The sequence below is a fragment of the Shimia abyssi genome, from assembly GCF_003014475.1.
Taxonomy (GTDB): domain Bacteria; phylum Pseudomonadota; class Alphaproteobacteria; order Rhodobacterales; family Rhodobacteraceae; genus Shimia; species Shimia abyssi.
The window spans coordinates 1-15,608 of the sequence record NZ_PYGJ01000004.1; the positions used below are offsets into that span (position 1 = coordinate 1).

Consider the following 15,608-nt stretch of genomic DNA (forward strand, 5'->3'; position numbering starts at 1 on the left):
CGAATATCGAAAGGGCCAAAGTGGACGACTTTTACGCCGCCCGCGACGGCACAACGCCGACGCTACCGTGGACGAGTATTGCTCCGCCGTTCACAGCAGGCTTCGATTTACGCATTCGCGCACCATTCGTTAATCACCTCCAGCTGCCCTAAACGACGATTGCGCTCAGCTGGCTCGCCAAAGTGCCGCCTGGGAACTCATTTGATCTTAGAAACGGAAATTGCCTAGAATAATCGCGAATAGGCCCGCACAGCAACAAACGCATGCGTGACGACAACCAAGCGGGTTAGGGTAAATGGTACCGCCTTCCCGGTTTGAACGGGAGACCTCTGGATCCACAATCCAGCGCTCTAACCAACTGAGCTAAGGCGGCACTGTGCGGGCGACTTAGCGCTCTACGACGACGATTGCAAGCGCCTAAAATGTAATTTCCCAAGTTTGTTCGACAAGATCGACACCAAAACTATGCACCGGTTCAGAGCGTGTCAGCGACCACCCATTCGCCGCATAAAGCGCACAGGCGGCCCGGTGGCTCTCATGTGTCCAAAGTTGCATCCCGTGATACCCGCGGTCGCGCGCAAACCTCATACAAGTCTCAAGCATCCGCCGCCCTAACCCCGTTCCACGTGCCGTTGGCAACAGCAGAAAAAGCCGCAGCTTGGCCACATCCGGTACGTCGCTCCTAACACAAAAGATGCTGCCCAAGGGCACGCCCTTCGCTTGTGCGACCCAGCCCGCCTCGACGTCGATTTCTTGTTTGGCAACAAATTCTTCCAGAATCTCGCGCACCAACACACCGAAACTTTGATCAAAGCCCTCGTCACGGGCATATAGCTGCGCATGCGCATCCACCAACCAATCGATATCCGACGCCACAAACGGCCGTAAACCCGCGTTTTCGCCTACCATTGCCGCTCCCCCGCCTTGCCTTGGACTTGCTTTCACGCTACCCGAGACGCAGTCACAGGAGAAGACCCATGGGCATCAACACCGAACGCGACGTCGAAGCCAACCTTCAAATAGGCCCAACCGATCAGGGATTCGTGCGTATCTTCATCGAAGCAGGTGATGTGGAGATCCCAATGGATTTCGATCCTGATGAGGCACAGGAAATCGCAGAAGAAATCCTTGCCGCTGCGGCCACGGCGCGGGCTGTCACCGACTAGGTAGGGGGCCAGCCCCCATCGCAGCAAGCTGCGATTCCCCCGGGGTACTTTTGCAACATTGAGAAACAACGAAGACGCCTGCGCGGGTGGATGAGCAGGCGCGCCTCCAAGCTTGACCTGCGCGTCATTTCATGGCCCCTTGCCTGAAATTGAACCGGTGAGTCTATGTTTTCCCGTTTACCTGTCCTCGTAATTCTCGCCACCGTGGTCATTGACGCCATGGGCATTGGTCTGATCCTTCCCGTCATGCCCGACCTCATTCAAGAGGTTGCCGGTGGCGACATCGCGCAGGCCGCGATCTGGGGCGGCATTCTTTCGGCTGTTTTTGCAGTCATGCAATTTATCTTTGGCCCCTTTCTGGGCAGCCTGTCAGACCGTTTCGGGCGTCGCCCGGTCTTGCTGGTCTCCCTTGTGGTCATGTCTGCTGATTATGTTGTCATGGCCCTTGCCGACACGATCTGGCTATTGTTCTTGGGCCGCGTCATTGCTGGCATCACCGCGGCCACCTATGCCACCGCGTTGGCCTATATGGCGGATATCTCTTCCCCCCAGGACAAAGCCCGCGCCTTTGGTGTTGTGGGCGCAGGTTTTGGCATCGGCTTTGTCCTTGGTCCCGTCTTAGGCGGTGTGCTGGCCGAATTTGGCACCCGCGCGCCGTTCTGGGCTGCTGCCGTCCTTGCCGGTCTTAACGCTCTCCTTGGTTGGGCGGTGCTCTCAGAAACCGTCACCGACGCCACGCGTCGCGTGTTCCGTTGGTCGCGCGCCAATCCGTTGGGGTCCCTCATGGCACTGGGTCAACTGCCCGCCATGGGCAAACTACTCATGGTCTTTTTTCTTTACCAAATTGCCGGTGCCGTGTGGCCGTCGATCTGGCCCTATTTCACCACCGAGATGTTTGACTGGTCACCGCGTATGATCGGCATATCCCTTGCCGCTTATGGCATCGGCTTTGCCTTGGTCCAGGCGTTCCTAATCGCCCCATCCATCAAACGTTTTGGCAATCGATTAACTGTTCTCATAGGCCTCTGGATCGAAGTCGCTTCCTTTGTCTTTGTCGCCTTTGTCGCAAATGGCATGCTCCTGATGGCCATGATTCCGGTCTTTGCCTTAGGCGCGATTGGCCTTCCAGCGCTTCAGGGCATCCTGTCGCGCCGTGTCCCCGACGATTCCCAGGGTGAATTACAAGGCGTACTGGCCTCCCTTACATCGCTTGCCACCATCCTCGCACCGCTGGTGATGACCCAGACTTTTGCCCGGTTTTCGGGTGAAGACGCCACAACATATCTACCTGGCGCACCTTTCCTCGTTTCTGCGGTCCTGATGGTCCTTGCTATTCTCGTCTTCATGGGATCGCGCCGCCCCAACTCCCAACCGACGTGACGTAAAAACGACGCGCAGCCGTCGATTTAGACTAGCTTTCACTCAAAACCGCGCCAATCTGGTCTCAACAAACCGGGAGGGAGCGCCCCAAATGAAAACCATCAAAGCCGCCGTGTGCCACGCATTCGGAGAACCGCTTGTCGTCGAAGAGATCCATCTCGCAGACCCACAGATGGGCGAAATCGAAGTCACTTTATCTGCGGTTGCTATCTGCCACTCTGACATCACATATGCCTCAGGTGCTTGGGGCGGCACGTTGCCGGCCGTCTACGGACACGAAGCCGCCGGACGCGTCACCGCACTTGGCCCCGGCGTCAATGGCCTTGCCCTTGGTGATGCCGTCATTGTCACCCTGATCCGCGCCTGTGGGTCCTGCCCGTCTTGTGCTGGCGGCAAACCCACGCTCTGTGAAACCCCGGTTGATGGCGACAGCCACCCCCTCAAAACCACCCAGGGCGGCAACCTCCATCAGGCCATGGCCACTGGCGCCTTTGCTGAAAAAGTTGTGGTCAGCCACCGTCAGGCCGTGAAAATTGGGCCCGACATGTCGATGGAGGCCGCCTCTCTGGTGGCCTGCGGTGTCATCACCGGCGTCGGCGCGGTCGTCAACGCCGCCCAACTGCGCGCTGGCCAAGATGTCGTGGTGATTGGCGCAGGCGGTGTTGGCCTCAACGCGATCCAGGGCGCGCGTATCGCCGGGGCCCGCCGCATCGTTGCGGTCGACATGAGCGAGGAAAAACTCGCCATCGCCCGCGAATTTGGCGCCACCGATGGGGTCCTCGCCACCGACAAGAAACCATGGATCGCCGCGCAACGCGCCATGGGCAAAGGCGCAGATGCCGTTATCGTCACTGTTGGCGCAATCCCCGCCTATGACGATGCCCCCCGATATCTGGGCAGCGGCGGCAAGGTGATCATGGTCGGCATGCCTCATTCCGGCGCAAAATCCACCTATGAACCCGTCATCCTCGCCGCCATCGGCCAGGGAATGCAGGGTTCAAAAATGGGCGACGTGGTGATTCAGCGCGACATCCCTTGGATGGTTGATCTCTATGAACAGGGCCGTCTCAAACTCGACGAGCTGATCTCGGGCCGCTGGACACTCGATCAGATCAACGAAGCGATCGAAGACACCAAAACCGGCTCGGCCAAACGCAACGTCATCCTGTTTGACTGACCCTGCCTTTTCCTTTCGCTCCCAATATCCCCGCCGGAGGCATCCGCCCGCGCCACACCCAAGGACCTCACCATGAAACTCACTGACCTCGATATCATCGTCACGTCCCCACCGGCTCCGGGCTGGGGCGGGCGCTATTGGATCCTTGTCAAACTGACCACCGACACCGGCATCACCGGCTGGGGCGAAGCTTACGCCTCCTCCATCGGCCCCGACGCCATGACCCACGTGATCCGCGACCTGTTTGAGCGGTATTTCCTCAACGCAAACCCCGAGAACATCGAGCGTCTGTTTCGCCAATCCTACTCCTCGGGTTTCACCCAACGGCCCGACCTCACCGTCATGGGTGCGTTTTCCGGCCTCGAAATCGCCTGCTGGGACATCTTGGGCAAAGACCGCGATCGCCCGGTGCACGCGCTGATTGGCGGGCAAATGAACGAACGTTTGCGCGCCTACACCTATCTCTATCCCCTACCACAGCACGACATCACTGATTTCTGGTCCTCCCCAGAGATGGCCGCCGAATGCGCGCTGGCTATGGTCGATCTGGGTTACACGGCCGTAAAATTCGACCCCGCTGGCCCCTACACCATGCGCGGCGGGCACATGCCCTCGATGAACGACATCACCAAATCCGTCGCCTTCTGCGCCGCCATCCGCGACGCGGTGGGCGACCGCGCCGATCTTCTCTTTGGCACCCATGGCCAGTTCTCAACCGCCGGGGCCATCCGGCTTGGCACCGCGCTGGAACCCTACTCCCCACTCTGGTTTGAAGAACCCATCCCACCTGACAATATCCCCGAGATGGCCAAGGTCGCGCGCGCCGTCACCACTCCTGTGGCCACCGGCGAGCGCCTGACCACCAAGGCCGAGTTTGCCGAGATCCTGCGTCAGGGCGCGGCCACCATACTGCAGCCGGCTTTGGGCCGTGCAGGCGGTATCTGGGAAATGAAAAAGGTCGCCGCCATTGCCGAGGCCTATAACGCCCAAATGGCCCCGCACCTTTACGCAGGTCCCGTGGAATGGGCTGCCAATATCCAACTTGGTGCGTCAATCCCCAACCTGCTTTTGGTCGAAAGCATTGAGACTGATTTCCACTATAATTTGATCAACCACAGCTTCCGTGTCGAAGATGGCTACATCCGCCCTCCCACCGGCGCGGGCCTTGGAATCGACGTCAACGAAACTCTGGCGCGCGCTCACCCTTACACCGGGGACGGCTTGCACCTGCAAATGCAGGACGATCCCTGCTCTTATCAAGGTGACAACAATTTTGCGGGCGGCTCGCCGGTAAAAGAGTAACGAGACCCTTGTAGCGCACACCAGCGCGCGTCATATCACCCTCATGCACGCGCGTTACTCCTACCGCACTGACCCATCAGTGCCAGAATTTGACGACGCAGCGCCCATCGCGGTGATGGACGCTGAATGCGCTGTCTGTAGCTGGGGCGCGCGCATGATCCATCGTCTGGACAAAACTGGTACCGTGCGCATTTGCCCGATCCAAACCCCATTGGGCCGCGCCTTGCTGACCCACTACGGTCTCGACCCTTCTGATCCTTCGACTTGGCTGTTTCTCCACGACGGCGCAGCCCATATCGACTTTGACGGCGTCATTCACGCCGGTCGCCATTTTGGTGGGCTTGGAACTCTGACCAACACCCTGCGCCTGTTCCCGCGCCCTATGCGCGACTGGCTCTATCAGCGCCTTGCGCGCAATCGTTACGCCCTTTTTGGCCACGCTGATATGTGCGCCTTGCCGGATCCGGCTTTTCAGAAACGCCTCATGCAATGACTGTCACTATGTTCGAGCGGATCCTCGGTCCCACCTTTCACGCGCTTCCTGACCCATTGCGCGCCGCCCACAGTACCCGCAAACAAAGCCTTTGGCACGGTCACGCAACCATTACGCGTGGGCCGGGCGCTCTGCCAAACCTCATCGCCACTCTGTTCCGGTTCCCCAAACCCGCCACGGACCTGCCTGTGACAGTATCTAAGACCGTTACTTCTCGGGGCGAAACGTGGCAACGCACCTTTGGCAATACCACCTTGCGCTCACACCTCAGCGCCACCAATCGCGGTCTGACCGAACGCCTAGGCCTACTCACCTTTTCGATCAATCTCGACTTTCGTGACAACGCGCTCCACTGGCCCGTAACGCATGCACACCTAGGCCCCATCCGCTTGCCCCATTGGCTCCTACCGCGCTCAGAGGCGCGCGAGTTTGCCCAAAACGACCAGTTCCATTTCGACATCGCCCTCTTCGCGCCCATCACTGACGCGCTAATCGTGCACTATCGCGGCGCGCTGACCCCATACAACATCTCATGAGACAGTGATCACCACACGTTCCCATCGCCTCGCATTGCACAGGTACTCGTGCTATAGCACCCCGACCATTCAAGACCGCCCAAGGAAATACCTCGCGTGACCAATCCCATGCCCCCCGCGCCCCCCTCAGAAATGGCGGCCAACGCCGCGTCTGCCGCCGCTTTTCTCAAAACCCTCGCCCACGAAGGGCGCCTGATGATCTTATGCTACTTAGCATCCGGGGAGAAATCCGTGGGCGAGCTGGAATCCCTACTCGAAATCCGCCAAGCCGCCGTATCCCAGATGCTGTCCCGCCTGCGCGAAGAACGGTTGGTCTCCACCCGTCGAGATGGCAAGACGATCTACTACTCACTTGCCGACAAAAAAACGGCCGAAGTGATCGAGACACTCTACCGCCTGTTTTGCGCCCCTCCGCAGGATTGATTGCTTTTGTCTCAGCCGGGTCAACTGCCTTCCGCGCTTGAAAACTGGTTCGCATCGCGCGGCTGGCAACCGCATCCGCACCAGCGCGACATGGTCGCGCGCAGTAATGCGCCCTGCCTCCTGCTGATTGCGCCCACCGGCGGGGGTAAAACTATGGCTGGGTTTCTGCCAACCCTTGCCGATCTCGCCACCGCGCCGCATGACGGCCTGCACACGCTCTACGTCTCCCCTCTCAAAGCGCTTGCCGCCGACATCAAACGCAACCTGCGCACCCCGGTTGACGAGATCGGTCTCGATATCCGGATCGAGGATCGCACCGGCGACACCTCGGCCACCGTCAAAAAACGCCAACGCGCTGATCCGCCCCACATCCTGCTAACGACACCGGAAAGCCTAGCATTATTAACGTCTTACCCTGACGCCCCGCGCATCTTTGCCGGACTCAAACGTGTCATCGTCGATGAAATACATGCCCTCGCCGAAAGCAAACGCGGTGATCAGCTTTTCCTTGCCCTGGCCCGTCTGCACACACTCTGCCCCGACCTGCGCCGCGTCGGCCTCTCAGCCACCGTTGACCGCCCCAATGACATTGCCCGCCTGCTCGCCCGCCATCCAGACCCGTGCGAGATCGTCACAGCAGACCCCGGCCCCGACCCAGACATCGCGATGCTGCAATCAGCCGAGGCCCCACCGTGGTCTGGCGGTGGGGCCGCTTACGCGATCCCGGCAGTGCTTGAGCAGATCAAACAGCACAAAACCACGCTGATCTTTCACAACACCCGTGCCCAGGCCGAGATATTCTTTCACAATCTCTGGCTCGCCAACGAAGACAGCCTGCCTATTGGTATCCATCACGGCTCGCTCGACCGTCAACAGCGCGAGCGTGTCGAAGCCGCCATGGTGCGCGGTGACTTGCGCGCCATTGTCTGCACCGGCTCTCTTGATCTCGGCATTGACTGGGGTGATGTCGATCTTGTCATTCAAGTTGGCGCCCCCAAGAACGTCAAACGCTTGGTTCAGCGTATTGGCCGCGCCAGTCACCGCTACAACGCCCCGTCCAAGGCCCTGCTCGTTCCGGCGAACAGGTGGGAAGTCATCGAGTGTTTTGCCGCCTTGCAAGCGGTGCGCGAACATGACCTCGACGGTGATCCACTTGGCCCCGGACCACTTGATGTGCTCTGTCAGCATATCCTGCTCACTGCCGCATCCGGCCCTTTCTCTGCGGACGATTTATTCAACGAAATGAGCCGCTCCGGCGCCTTTCTTGATCTGGATCGCGCAACCTTTAACGCCTGTCTCGACTTCTGCGCCACCGGTGGCTACGCCCTGCGCGCCTACGATCGCTGGCAGCGCCTGCAACTGCGCGCCGATGGTCTGTGGCAATTGCGCGACCCCCGTGCTGCGTCCCAGATTCGCATGAATGCCGGCACGATTCAGGATATCGACACCCTCAAGGTCCGCATGCGCCGCAACCGAGGCGGCAAACCGCTTGGCGAGGTCGAAGAATCCTTCGCCGCCTCGCTTTTGCCGGGCGATACATTCCTCATTGGCGGAAAAATCGTGCGTTACGAGGGGCTGCGCCAAATGACCGTCGAAGTTTCCAGAAATGCTGCAAGAAAGCCGCGCATCGCTGTGTTTTCCGGCACAAAATTCTCAACCTCCACCCAGCTTTCGCAACGTATCCTCCGCCTGTTGAACAACAGCGATTGGTCCGATCTACCTGCCCACACCGCCGACTGGCTCCGGTTTCAGCAATCCATGTCGCGCCTGCCAGAACCCGGCCGCTTACTGATCGAGACGTTTCCGCGCGACGGACGTGAAAATCTCTGCGTCTACGGCTTTGCGGGACGCAATGCTCAGCAAACACTTGGCTTGTTGCTCACCAAACGCATGGAGGAGATGGGGCTAGCCCCAATGGGCTTTGTCTCCACCGATTACGCAACGCTCATCTGGGGTTTGGATGCGGTCACCGATCCACAACCGCTCTTTGATCTCAACGCTTTGCGCGAAGGTCTTGATGGATGGCTTGCCGGCAATCTTTTGATGAAACGCACCTTCCGCGGTGTCGCAACCATTTCCGGGCTGATCGAACGCAACACGCCCGGCAAACGTAAATCGGGGCGTCAGGCGACCTTTTCGTCTGATATTCTCTACGACACACTCCTCAAATACGATCCAGACCACCTTTTGATGCAAATCACCCGCACTGAAGCCATGCGCGGCCTTGTCGATTTCGCCCGCATCGAAGACATGCTTACCCGCGTTGATTCCCGCGTCGATCACATCCGCACCCCACATGTCACCCCTTTCGCGGCCCCACTATTCCTCGAAGTGGGCAAGGTTTCCGTGCAATCCGGCAGCGCAGAAGAACGCCTTCTCGCCGAAGAAACCGAAGCACTCATGCGGGAAAGCGGATTGGCCCAAATGTCACCTTCTGTCTAAGATTTCTCTATATTTCACCCTTTCAAACAGTCAAATGTTCCATTTGTGGAATCTCAGAAACAAGCCTCTTGCCACAAGACTCTCCTCAAGTTACGAACATTTCATGAACGGAGTGCAATTTACAATCGCTGGCGCCACACTCACCGCCCTTGGGTCCGGAGCACTTTGGTGGGCAGAGCAGCGTTTGCTCGTTGTCTCTGATCTGCACTTGGGAAAATCGTCCCGCATCGCACGACGAGGCGGTTCAAACTTGCCACCTTATGAAACGCGCGACACCCTAATCCGCCTCGAAAATGATCTCAACGGCACAAATGCGGCCACCATTGTCTGTTTGGGCGACAGTTTTGATGATCTGGAGGCCGCAGAGGCTATTTCCCAAGCGGATCGGCTTTGGATCAGCAGATTACAAGCCGGGCGTCGTTGGGTCTGGATCGAGGGCAATCATGATCCCGGTCCGGTCGATCTTGGCGGAACGCATTTGGCTGAACTCCCTGTCGCGCCGCTCACGTTTCGCCACATTGCACAGTCGGGTAAAAGCGGAGAAGTTTCGGGCCATTACCACCCAAAAGTTCGCGTACAAACGCGCCTGCGCGCCATCTCGCGCCCAGCGTTCCTTTTTGACAGTGATCGCGTCATTCTGCCCGCCTTTGGCACCTATACCGGTGGGCTGCGCAGCACTGATGCCGCTCTGAGCGACCTAATGCGCCCAGAGGCGCGCGCAATTCTCACTGGTCAAACCCCGCGCATGGTGCCCATGCCACGTTAAGCGCGTCCGCCAAACATTTGACTCTTCTAAAGAACACCCGCCTCAACCAGTGTCGGTTTGTAATTGCGCGAAACTGGCACTTCGCGCCCGCAATTCAAGACCAAACCGGTTTTCCCCTGTCGCGTCTCGGCTAGTTTTATTGCATCACGCGCCACCCAATGCGATCGGTGAACCCGAAACCCGTCCACCCCTTCCATCTCAGAAATCGCATCACTTAGCCGCATCCGCAAATGCGTTTCTCCGCGATCTGTCGACACTCTTACAAAGTGATCCGACACTGACAAATGCATTACATAACCGCCTATTTCACTGGGTAGACGTTGCGCGAGACGAGGTTCAAATCGGGTTTCAACTTGCGACTTCGCGCCAATAGCCTGCACCACAATCGCCCGCAAAGTGACAACGGCTGCAGTAATAAGAGCAACAAAGCCAAATGCTTGCAACAATGACAGCTCGCCAGCACTGCCGATGGTCGATTTCAATCGCCCAATGCCCCACACCAACATCGTTATCGATAAAGTCGCAAAAATGCCCTCCAAAGCATAACGCGCAGACAGTGACAGCTTGCGACCAACGACAACGGACAACGCAAAGGACACGTACCCAAAGATCACCGAAATCGGAACGATCAAACCCCAGTACAATAATCGCTCCGCAAAGCTCATCGAAGTGTAAGTTCCAAACGGTCCCATTCCGACAGCGGCGATCAACGCTAGGAAACAGATTGCCAAAACCCGTGGGCGAACCAGTGACTTGAATGTCAGCCGGAAAATAACTCTTAACTTCTTCAATACCTTACTCGACCAAGCTGTTAAGAATTCACAACCTTGTCGCCTCTTGACGCAGACACGAAACAAATACTTCGCTTACCATACTCTATCCCGTTTACCCCGGTACAAAGCTCAAACAATGACCTTAGCCCCCGACCTCACGCAAAAATTACAAGATAGCTTTGCCAAACAATCCATGATGGAAACATTCGGCGCGTCACTCTCGTATTTGGCCCATGGAAATATCGAGATTTCCGCACCAATTCTAGAAATTTGTCAGCAACAACATGGATTTGGCCATGCAGCGCTCACTTTTGGAATTGGTGATTCGGCTGCAGGCTATGCCGCACTTTCGGTCATGCCGTTAGAGGCAGAGGTGCTCACCAGCGAGATGAAAATCCACCTGTTGGCTCCGGCCAAGGGTGATATCCTGTTGGCCAAGGGACGAGTGATCAAACCCGGTCGTCGGCTGGTAATTGTCGAATCTCAGGTCTTTGCCGTCGAGAACGGCGTTAGCACACAAGTCGCTTTAATGACGGGCACCATGGTCCCGGTGACACCAAAATAAAAAGACGGCCCAATTGGGCCGCCCAAAGTCAAAATTATTATTCTTTTCAGGCTGTCAGGCCATCAGGCTCAGCCAATCCATTCGCCCGGCAACATGCGGTAACCGTATTGGCCAGCAGGCAGGCAATGGTCATCGGACCAACGCCACCTGGCACGGGTGTGATCGCCCCTGCGCGAGCGGCGGCGCTTTCAAAGTGCACATCGCCCACCAGACGCGTTTTGCCTTCGCCCTTTTCCGGCGCATCAATACGATTGATGCCCACGTCGATTACGGTGGCGCCTTCCTTGATCCAATCGCCCGGCACCATTTCTGGTCGACCAACTGCGGCAACCACAATATCGGCCCGACGCACAACATCTGGCAGGTCCTTGGTGCGGGAATGCGCAATAGTTACGGTACAGCTATCGCCCAGAAGCAGCTGCGCCATGGGCTTACCGACAATGTTGGATCGACCAATTACCACCGCATCCATACCCGACAAGCTGCCGTGATGATCACGCAGCATCATCAAACAGCCCAGCGGCGTGCACGGTACCATTGATTTTTGCCCGGTCCCCAACAGACCCACATTCGAAATATGAAAACCATCAACGTCTTTGGCCGGGTCAATCGAGTTGATCACCAGATCTTCGTTCAGATGGCTCGGCAGTGGTAATTGCACCAGAATTCCATGCACTTGAGGATCATTATTCAACTGATCAATCAGCGCCAAAAGGTCCGCTTCAGACGTCTCGACATCCAGCTTGTGCTCATAGCTGTTCATGCCCACTTCAACGGTCTGCTTACCCTTGGAACGCACATAAACCTGGCTCGCTGGGTCTTCGCCCACCAGCACAACGGCCAAACCTGGTGTGATGCCGTTTTCTTCTTTCAAACGGGCCACATGCCCCGCAACCTTCTCGCGCACCGTGGCCGCAAATGCTTTGCCGTCGATAATCTGAGCCGTCATCACTTTCTCCTCAGTTCAGATCGATCACTCGCGCCTCTCGCGCGATGGACCAATCAATCAATTTCCGCCACAACGCTTCGCTCAGCGCCGGGTCTAACCCTGCGGCCTGCGCTTTGGCACAGACCTTGGTCACCACCTCCTCAACACGTGCGGGAATACGCGCCGGTAGGCCCTCGGCCTGTTTAAGCGCGATCGCCCGGTCGATATAACTGGCGCGCACCGCCAACAGGTCGACCAACTGCGCGTCCAGCGTATCAATCTCGGCGCGCAGCGCCTGCATCGTAGTGCACTGATGCGGAGGAGTTAATTCAGCCATCTAAAAGTCTCCTGCGGCCCAAAGGATATGGGCCGCAGGAAAAGCATTTACCAGCGCTTAGAACAAGCCCTGAACCAGACCTTCTTCGTCAATCCCGATGGTTTCCGCGGCAGGTTTGCGCGGCAGACCCGGCATTGTCATGATCTCACCGCAGATCACGACAACAAAACCCGCACCCGCGCTCAAACGCACTTCGCGGATCGGAACCGAGTGGCCGGTCGGCGCGCCGCGCAGGCTTGGATCGGTCGAGAACGAATACTGCGTTTTCGCCATACACACCGGCAGATCGCCATAGCCCGCATCTTCCCACGCTTTCAGCTGATCGCGGATTTTCTTGTCCGCCAGCACCTCGTCCGCGCGATAGATCGACGTTGCTACACGCTCGATCTTTTCAAACAGGCTCAGATCGTCTTTGTAGAGCGGCGCAAACTGGCTCACACCAGCATCGGCAATCTCGGCCACACGGGTGGCCAGCTCAACAGTACCTTCCGATCCTTTGGCCCAGTGCTGACACAGGATCGCTTCGGACCCTTGCGTCGCGACATAGTCCAGAACGGCCTGCACTTCGGCATCAGTGTCGGTGACAAAGTGGTTCACGGCCACAACAACCGGTACGCCGAACTGCTTGAGGTTGCCGATGTGGCGACCCAGGTTGGCACAGCCCTCGTTTACTGCGTCCACGTTCTCCGCACCCAGATCGGCCTTGGCGACGCCACCGTTCATCTTCATGGCGCGGATAGTGGCCACCAGAACCACACAATCGGGTGCAAGACCCGCCTTGCGGCACTTGATGTTCATGAACTTTTCAGCACCCAGATCGGCCCCAAAACCAGCTTCGGTTACAACGTAGTCCGCGATTTTCAGCGCAGTGTTGGTCGCAATAACCGAGTTACAGCCATGGGCGATGTTGGCAAATGGGCCACCATGCACAAAGGCCGGGTTGTTTTCCAGCGTCTGCACCAGGTTTGGCTGCATCGCGTCTTTCAACAGAACGGTCATCGCGCCGTCCGCCTTGATGTCACGCGCATAGATCGGTGTGCGATCACGACGATAAGCCACGATCATGTCGCCCAGACGCTTCTGCAGGTCTTCCAGATCGTTGGCGAGACACAGGATCGCCATCACTTCGGACGCCACGGTGATGTCAAACCCGGTCTGACGCGGGAAGCCGTTGGCCACGCCACCAAGGCTGGTCACAGTGTCGCGCAGCGCGCGGTCGTTCATGTCCAGAACACGGCGCCATGTCACACGACGCTCGTCGATTTCCAGCTCATTGCCCCAGTAAATGTGGTTGTCGATCATTGCCGACAACAGGTTGTGCGCCGACGTGATCGCGTGGAAGTCGCCCGTAAAGTGCAGGTTCATGTCTTCCATCGGCACGATCTGCGCGTAACCACCACCTGCGGCGCCACCCTTCATGCCAAAGTTCGGGCCGAGCGACGCTTCGCGAATGCAGATCGCGGCCTTTTTGCCAATCGCGTTCAGGCCGTCACCCAGACCAACGGTCGTGGTGGTTTTACCTTCACCCGCCGGGGTCGGGTTGATCGCCGTCACGAGGATAAGCTTACCGTTTTCGCGGTCCTTTACCGAATTGATGAACTCCTGGCTCACCTTCGCCTTGTCATGGCCAAATGGCAGCAGGTCATCAGAACTGATACCCAGTTTTGCACCAATTTCCTGAATCGGACGTTTCTTTGCCTCGCGGGCAATATCGATGTCGGTCTTAAAGCTCATGACGGTCCCTTACTGTCGGAAAAAGCAATCTGGCGAATCTTTAACCGCTTAGGCCCATGTCGTGGCTCTGCATTTCCGACATTTCCGGCTCAACTTACGTCGGACAAACACGGCTCACGCCGTTTTGATATTGCGCTTCGCACCGGAATAGCATCCCACCGCAGGGGACGTTAATCACCCATCCGTTCCGGTCCGGCCTTGCAAGGCGGCCTGCAACCGCGCATTTGTCGCCACCAACTTGGCGCGCACCGCATGGGCAAACGCTGCCTCCAGATGCGCTTCAATCTCCGCGTTCTTGCGGATCAACCCATTCAGCGCATCCGACGAAATACTAAAATACCGCGACGGCTGGTTGATCTCTACTGTCGCACTCGCTGGACCTTTCGCCAGACACGCCATCTCTCCGATGAACTCGCCGCTGCCAAGTTCGGCAATTACATTGCCGCCAACCACAATATTCACGCCCCCCCGGCATCACATAGCTTAGCCGCGTCACCGGGGTGTCCGCTTTGGTCAACTCCTCGCCCCGCACGCCGTCCCGCCACTCACTCGCCCGAAACAACCGCTTCGCATCCAGCCGCCGCATATGTGAAAAATGCCGCGCTCTCAGGGCCTCTTCCTCTTCGGAAAATCGCAAGCCGCGCGTCAACAACCATACGCGCGTCATACCCACCACAGAGATCACTATCCAACTGGTCTGAATTATAGCTGACCACAGGTTCCACCCGTTGAATAGCGACACCAGAACAAGGCTCGCGGCCAGCAAGTTCAGCGTTGCATAAACATAGCCGTTTCCCTTAAGAACTCCGGCCTGCAAAAGCGCATAGCTACCAAGATAAAAGGCAACGCCAATCAGCCCCGCAATTTCAAATAGTGTTTCCTGCGTCAATCAACTCACCCGCCCGAAAATAAATGGACGCAATACTGATACCGCGAGTCTTCATCGGGTCAAAAGGTTTTCCCACAGACGCAAACACGCATTACCCGGCGCGCGCCACATCCAGATGCGCCCAAACCGGCTGGTCCGGCACATGCAGCCGCAGACGCTGGCCCAGCCGAAAAACGCCCTCGCGCTCAACCCAAGCCGTGACCCCGCGCCGATCTTTGGCCGCCGCTTTGAACGCCGCTCCATGCCCCGGATGCGCCCCCTCTATCACCCGACCGGGCAGCACACAGGGACGGTTCTCCATGTCGATCACGATGGTTGCCCCATCTTCACCCTGCAACCGGGATCCGGGCAGCACATGGGTAAAATCTGGGATACCCCGCACCACCAACGACGCACCCATCATGGCAGGGCTCAATGCCTCAAGCCCGATTGCAGCCCCAATAGCATCCACCTCTTCCTGACTGAGCACTGATAGCTGGCGCGCATTGGCGATCTCGGTACCGCGCGGATGCTGCGCTAAAACCCGGCTACAGGATTTGCGCGTCATTCCCGCATGCCCTTCGCCCTCCGGCCCCGCAAACCTCAGCGTCAGCGCCTCACGCGCCACCGCGCTCAAATCCACATCAGAATCCGCAACACACCCAAGCCAGGTGATTTCCCCAAAAAATCGCGTCGGTTTCAAAGCTGGCATAAGGTC

17 protein-coding genes, 1 tRNA gene and 1 pseudogene are annotated in these 15,608 nt (G+C 57.8%); 10 read left to right on the forward strand and 9 right to left on the reverse strand.

What is annotated here, in order from left to right; translation table 11 throughout:
- Positions 1 to 296 precede the first annotated feature (296 nt).
- Positions 297 to 373, reverse strand: a tRNA-His gene (locus CLV88_RS08510).
- Positions 374 to 417: 44 nt separating this feature from the next.
- Entirely contained in the window at positions 418 to 909 is a 492-nt protein-coding gene (locus CLV88_RS08515) for a GNAT family N-acetyltransferase (protein ID WP_106607975.1), read from the reverse strand.
- A gap of 68 nt (positions 910 to 977) precedes the next feature.
- Between CLV88_RS08515 and CLV88_RS08520 the strand changes: the two genes are divergently transcribed.
- The 9 genes from CLV88_RS08520 to pdeM all read left to right on the forward strand — a co-directional run bounded on the left by CLV88_RS08520 (position 978) and on the right by pdeM (position 9,685).
- Positions 978 to 1,166: a DUF6324 family protein gene (locus CLV88_RS08520; protein WP_106607976.1), complete on the forward strand. Its 189-nt coding sequence runs from the start codon at positions 978 to 980 to the stop codon at positions 1,164 to 1,166.
- A 165-nt stretch (positions 1,167 to 1,331) separates the two neighbouring features.
- Positions 1,332 to 2,546, forward strand: a complete 1,215-nt coding sequence (locus CLV88_RS08525; protein ID WP_106607977.1) for a TCR/Tet family MFS transporter — start codon at positions 1,332 to 1,334, stop codon at positions 2,544 to 2,546.
- A gap of 91 nt (positions 2,547 to 2,637) precedes the next feature.
- A complete protein-coding gene (locus CLV88_RS08530; RefSeq protein WP_106607978.1) occupies positions 2,638 to 3,723 on the forward strand; it encodes a zinc-binding dehydrogenase in 1,086 nt (361 codons plus the stop codon).
- 72 nt (positions 3,724 to 3,795) lie between these two features.
- Complete coding sequence (locus tag CLV88_RS08535; protein WP_106607979.1) at positions 3,796 to 5,025, forward strand: mandelate racemase/muconate lactonizing enzyme family protein; 1,230 nt, start codon at positions 3,796 to 3,798, stop codon at positions 5,023 to 5,025.
- Between the two features lie 79 nt (positions 5,026 to 5,104).
- Positions 5,105 to 5,518 carry a thiol-disulfide oxidoreductase DCC family protein gene (locus tag CLV88_RS08540; RefSeq protein WP_341477154.1) on the forward strand — a complete coding sequence of 138 codons (414 nt, stop codon included), beginning with the start codon at positions 5,105 to 5,107 and terminating at the stop codon, positions 5,516 to 5,518.
- Positions 5,515 to 6,054, forward strand: a complete 540-nt coding sequence (locus tag CLV88_RS08545) for a DUF4166 domain-containing protein (RefSeq protein ID WP_106607981.1) — start codon at positions 5,515 to 5,517, stop codon at positions 6,052 to 6,054. Before CLV88_RS08540 ends, CLV88_RS08545 begins: the two co-directional genes overlap by 4 nt.
- 132 nt (positions 6,055 to 6,186) lie before the next feature.
- On the forward strand, positions 6,187 to 6,477 hold the full coding sequence (locus CLV88_RS08550; RefSeq protein ID WP_106607982.1) for an ArsR/SmtB family transcription factor: 291 nt from the start codon (positions 6,187 to 6,189) through the stop codon (positions 6,475 to 6,477).
- Between the two features lie 24 nt (positions 6,478 to 6,501).
- Positions 6,502 to 8,919 carry a ligase-associated DNA damage response DEXH box helicase gene (locus CLV88_RS08555; protein ID WP_106608234.1) on the forward strand — a complete coding sequence of 806 codons (2,418 nt, stop codon included), beginning with the start codon at positions 6,502 to 6,504 and terminating at the stop codon, positions 8,917 to 8,919.
- 103 nt (positions 8,920 to 9,022) lie between these two features.
- Positions 9,023 to 9,685 carry a ligase-associated DNA damage response endonuclease PdeM gene (gene pdeM, locus CLV88_RS08560; RefSeq protein WP_106607983.1) on the forward strand — a complete coding sequence of 221 codons (663 nt, stop codon included), beginning with the start codon at positions 9,023 to 9,025 and terminating at the stop codon, positions 9,683 to 9,685.
- Positions 9,686 to 9,711: 26 nt separating this feature from the next.
- Here the strand turns inward: pdeM and CLV88_RS08565 are convergent, their stop codons facing one another.
- Positions 9,712 to 10,476, reverse strand: coding sequence for a LytTR family DNA-binding domain-containing protein (locus CLV88_RS08565; protein ID WP_165798843.1), 765 nt, complete (start codon positions 10,474 to 10,476; stop codon positions 9,712 to 9,714).
- Between the two features lie 118 nt (positions 10,477 to 10,594).
- Between CLV88_RS08565 and CLV88_RS08570 the strand changes: the two genes are divergently transcribed.
- Positions 10,595 to 11,023: a PaaI family thioesterase gene (locus CLV88_RS08570; protein ID WP_106607985.1), complete on the forward strand. Its 429-nt coding sequence runs from the start codon at positions 10,595 to 10,597 to the stop codon at positions 11,021 to 11,023.
- A gap of 46 nt (positions 11,024 to 11,069) precedes the next feature.
- Here CLV88_RS08570 and folD read toward each other — a convergent pair whose 3' ends face one another.
- The 6 genes and pseudogenes from folD to CLV88_RS08595 form a co-directional block, all read right to left on the reverse strand.
- Positions 11,070 to 11,972 carry a bifunctional methylenetetrahydrofolate dehydrogenase/methenyltetrahydrofolate cyclohydrolase FolD gene (folD, locus tag CLV88_RS08575; protein WP_106607986.1) on the reverse strand — a complete coding sequence of 301 codons (903 nt, stop codon included), beginning with the start codon at positions 11,970 to 11,972 and terminating at the stop codon, positions 11,070 to 11,072.
- Positions 11,973 to 11,982: 10 nt separating this feature from the next.
- On the reverse strand, positions 11,983 to 12,288 hold the full coding sequence (locus CLV88_RS08580; RefSeq protein WP_106607987.1) for a chorismate mutase: 306 nt from the start codon (positions 12,286 to 12,288) through the stop codon (positions 11,983 to 11,985).
- 57 nt (positions 12,289 to 12,345) lie between these two features.
- Complete coding sequence (locus CLV88_RS08585; RefSeq protein WP_106607988.1) at positions 12,346 to 14,022, reverse strand: formate--tetrahydrofolate ligase; 1,677 nt, start codon at positions 14,020 to 14,022, stop codon at positions 12,346 to 12,348.
- A 174-nt stretch (positions 14,023 to 14,196) separates the two neighbouring features.
- Positions 14,197 to 14,484, reverse strand: coding sequence for a cyclic nucleotide-binding domain-containing protein (locus CLV88_RS08590; RefSeq protein WP_106607989.1), 288 nt, complete (start codon positions 14,482 to 14,484; stop codon positions 14,197 to 14,199).
- Positions 14,485 to 14,683: 199 nt separating this feature from the next.
- Positions 14,684 to 14,911: pseudogene (locus tag CLV88_RS23760) on the reverse strand (CBU_0592 family membrane protein); the annotation flags it as partial.
- A gap of 91 nt (positions 14,912 to 15,002) precedes the next feature.
- On the reverse strand, positions 15,003 to 15,602 hold the full coding sequence (locus CLV88_RS08595; RefSeq protein ID WP_106607990.1) for an MOSC domain-containing protein: 600 nt from the start codon (positions 15,600 to 15,602) through the stop codon (positions 15,003 to 15,005).
- Between the last annotated feature and the right edge of the window lie 6 nt (positions 15,603 to 15,608).

What these genes read in the sequence shown, in the direction of transcription:
- CLV88_RS08515 (WP_106607975.1), bottom strand. Translation starts at nt 909, where the DNA reads ATGGTAGGCGAAAACGCGGGTTTACGGCCGTTTGTGGCGTCGGATATC.
- CLV88_RS08520 (WP_106607976.1), top strand. Translation starts at nt 978, where the DNA reads ATGGGCATCAACACCGAACGCGACGTCGAAGCCAACCTTCAAATAGGC.
- CLV88_RS08525 (WP_106607977.1), top strand. Translation starts at nt 1,332, where the DNA reads ATGTTTTCCCGTTTACCTGTCCTCGTAATTCTCGCCACCGTGGTCATT.
- CLV88_RS08530 (WP_106607978.1), top strand. Translation starts at nt 2,638, where the DNA reads ATGAAAACCATCAAAGCCGCCGTGTGCCACGCATTCGGAGAACCGCTT.
- CLV88_RS08535 (WP_106607979.1), top strand. Translation starts at nt 3,796, where the DNA reads ATGAAACTCACTGACCTCGATATCATCGTCACGTCCCCACCGGCTCCG.
- CLV88_RS08545 (WP_106607981.1), top strand. Translation starts at nt 5,515, where the DNA reads ATGACTGTCACTATGTTCGAGCGGATCCTCGGTCCCACCTTTCACGCG.
- CLV88_RS08550 (WP_106607982.1), top strand. Translation starts at nt 6,187, where the DNA reads ATGGCGGCCAACGCCGCGTCTGCCGCCGCTTTTCTCAAAACCCTCGCC.
- pdeM (WP_106607983.1), top strand. Translation starts at nt 9,023, where the DNA reads ATGAACGGAGTGCAATTTACAATCGCTGGCGCCACACTCACCGCCCTT.
- CLV88_RS08570 (WP_106607985.1), top strand. Translation starts at nt 10,595, where the DNA reads ATGACCTTAGCCCCCGACCTCACGCAAAAATTACAAGATAGCTTTGCC.
- folD (WP_106607986.1), bottom strand. Translation starts at nt 11,972, where the DNA reads ATGACGGCTCAGATTATCGACGGCAAAGCATTTGCGGCCACGGTGCGC.
- CLV88_RS08580 (WP_106607987.1), bottom strand. Translation starts at nt 12,288, where the DNA reads ATGGCTGAATTAACTCCTCCGCATCAGTGCACTACGATGCAGGCGCTG.
- CLV88_RS08585 (WP_106607988.1), bottom strand. Translation starts at nt 14,022, where the DNA reads ATGAGCTTTAAGACCGACATCGATATTGCCCGCGAGGCAAAGAAACGT.
- CLV88_RS08595 (WP_106607990.1), bottom strand. Translation starts at nt 15,602, where the DNA reads ATGCCAGCTTTGAAACCGACGCGATTTTTTGGGGAAATCACCTGGCTT.